Genomic DNA, 2,534 nt, shown 5'->3' on the forward strand with positions numbered 1-2,534 from the left:
TGTGAAGGGTTTCGGATGCCGGCCCGTGCGAGCTGGGATGGTCCGGGTTGAGGGCCGGCGTTCGAAAGCCTCCAGTGGAGGAAGCCGCGGCCCGGGGCCGTGCGCTATGGGGATTTCGCGGCGCGGCCTAGTTGGCGGGCTCGTGCGAGGCGTGGATCGAGGGCGCTATGTTCTGTCCGGGATGCCCGGCAGCCTGAGGTTTGCTGCGCCTGGGACGGATGCGGGCCCGCCGCAATCTCCATTTCCGTCGTCGGGCCGAAGAAGATCGCCCGCTCTCTGGCTGAGACCGGTTGTGGTCCGTCTGGGTGTCGCCCCGGCGCCATCGTCATGATGTGTCGATCCTGACGGCGAAGATGGTGCGCGGCGCTGTGCCCGGCGCGAAGCGCTCGACGAGGATCATGCGGCCACCGCAGCAGGGGCAAGGTGGCCTCCGCTCATCGACTGGATCGGATTGTTCGGCCGAGATCTCTGCTTCACGATCTGCCGTCATGGCGTCCGGTGTTGGCGCCGCGATGATCTGCCTGATGCGGGCGATGGTGCCGGCGCGCCGGCTCGAGGCGAGCAATCCATAATGCCGGATGCGGTGGAATCCGTCGGGCAGGACGTGGAGCAGGAAGCGGCGGATGAACTCGAAGGCCGTCAGCGTCATGGTCTTGCGCCAGGTCTCGCCGGCGGAGCGGGCGCGATAATCCTTCCAGCGGAACGTGACCCCGTGCCGATCCATGGCAATGATGCGGCTGTTGGCGATGGCGACGCGGTGGGTGTAGCGGGCGAGATAGGCCAGCACGGCCTCAGGTCCGCCGAAGGGGCGCTTGGCATAGACGACCCAGTCGGCTCGTCGCAGCGGCGCCAGCACGGTGGCGAAGGCCTCGGCTTCGGCCAGATGGGCGAGATCGCCATGGAAGGCGAGCCGCCCGGAAGCATTGAGAGCGGCGAGCCCTTCGAGGAAGAGCCTGCGGAACAGCCGCGAGAGCACGCGCACGGGCAGGAAGAAGCCAGGCCGGCACGGGATCCAGCGAGCGCTGTCAGGCGACAATCCGCCTCCGGGTGCGATGATGTGGAGATGGGGATGATGGGTCATCGCCGATCCCCAGGTGTGCAGCACCGAGGTGAAGCCGATGCGGGTACCGAGATGCCGGGGATCGCTCGCGATGGTGGCGAGCGTCTCGGCTGCTGCCTTGAACAGAAGGCCGTAGACGGCGGCCTTGTTTTGGAAGGCGATGGCCGCGACCGGTGCCGGCAGGGTGAAGACGAGATGATAGTAGGGCACGGGCAGCAGGTCGGCCTGCCGGTCCGCGAGCCAGTCCTTCGCCGCCGCGCCCTGGCATCGTGGGCAGTGCCGGTTTCGGCAGGAGTTATAGGCGATCGTCGCGTGATCGCAGTCGCCGCAGGCCATGACATGGCCGCCGAGCGCAGCCGTCCGGCAGGCCCGGATTGCACCGATCACCTTGAGCTGGCCACGGCTGAGCCGATGGCGCGCGAGGAAGGCGTCGCCATGTCGGTTCAGGATGTCCGCGACCTCCAGCGAAGGCCGCGCCATGATCGGCGCGGAGCGTTACGGCGGCGGCGGCGGCGCCAGCAGCGCGAGCGGGCTGGTCACCTCGCGCAGCGTCTTCAGCGCGACGCGGGTGTAGACGGCGGTGGTGTCGAGCTTCCTGTGGCCGAGCAGGACCTGGATCACCCGGATATCGGTCTTCCGCTCCAGCAGATGCGTGGCGAAGCTGTGCCGCAGCGTGTGCATGGACACCCGCTTGTCGAGCTTGGCCGCAACGGCTGCGGCATGACAGGCCCGGTTGAGCTGGCGCGTCGTGATCGGCTGGCCCGGCTGCTGGCCGGGGAAGAGCCAGCCACGCGGGCGCTTCACCCGCCACCATTGCCGCAGGAGGTCGAGCAGGTCGGGCGCGAGCATGACATAGCGGTCCTTGCGGCCCTTGCCCTGCTCGACCCGGATCAGCATGCGCGCGCTGTCGACGTCGGCGACCTTGAGGTTGGCGATCTCCGACACGCGCAGGCCGCAGCCATAGGCGATACTCAGCGCGGCCCGGTCCTTCAGGCTCCGCGCATGGGCCAGCAGCAACGCCACCTCTTGCGTGTCCAGCACGACTGGCAACCGCTCCGGCGTCGGGATCCGCGCCATGCGGTCACCGAAGCCGGTCCGGCCCAGCGTGACGTGGAAGAAGAACCGCAGCGCCGTGCATGCCAGGTTCATCCGGGCGTAGCTGGCGCCGAGCGAGGCCAGGTGAAGCTGATAGCGCCGCAGGTCCTCCGGCTCGGCCCGGTCCGGCGGCAAGCCAAGGAAGGCCGTGAACTCACGCACCTGCCGGACATAGTCGCGCTGCGTGTGCTCGCTAAACCGGCGGATGGTCATGTCCTCGATCATCCGCTGGCGTAGCGGACTGACGGTGACGGGATCGATCATGGAAGCCTCCGAGGATCAGGGAAAACGACCCTGAAATCCTCGAATGCAGCGCCTCACAGGCAAAATCTCAGCAATTACCGAGCCGCAGCGCACTGCCGCGAGAGCGGCTTAGTCC

At 67.9% G+C, this 2,534-nt stretch carries 2 protein-coding genes; both read right to left on the bottom strand.

Translation table 11 applies throughout. From position 1 onward, the window contains the following. Positions 1 to 325: 325 nt before the first annotated feature. Positions 326 to 1,540 carry an IS91 family transposase gene (locus ACODTJ_RS29040; protein WP_293807800.1) on the bottom strand — a complete coding sequence of 405 codons (1,215 nt, stop codon included), beginning with the start codon at positions 1,538 to 1,540 and terminating at the stop codon, positions 326 to 328. Positions 1,541 to 1,555: 15 nt separating this feature from the next. Next, the gene (locus ACODTJ_RS29045) at positions 1,556 to 2,419 is read right to left on the bottom strand and encodes a tyrosine-type recombinase/integrase (protein WP_293807798.1); all 864 of its coding nucleotides are present in this window, start codon (positions 2,417 to 2,419) and stop codon (positions 1,556 to 1,558) included. Positions 2,420 to 2,534: the final 115 nt, after the last annotated feature.

Source organism: Allobosea sp. FG18 (assembly GCF_057809495.1).

Bases quoted from the DNA above. Each gene is read 5' to 3' on its own strand.
- ACODTJ_RS29040 (WP_293807800.1), bottom strand. From the start codon at position 1,540: ATGGCGCGGCCTTCGCTGGAGGTCGCGGACATCCTGAACCGACATGGC.
- ACODTJ_RS29045 (WP_293807798.1), bottom strand. From the start codon at position 2,419: ATGATCGATCCCGTCACCGTCAGTCCGCTACGCCAGCGGATGATCGAG.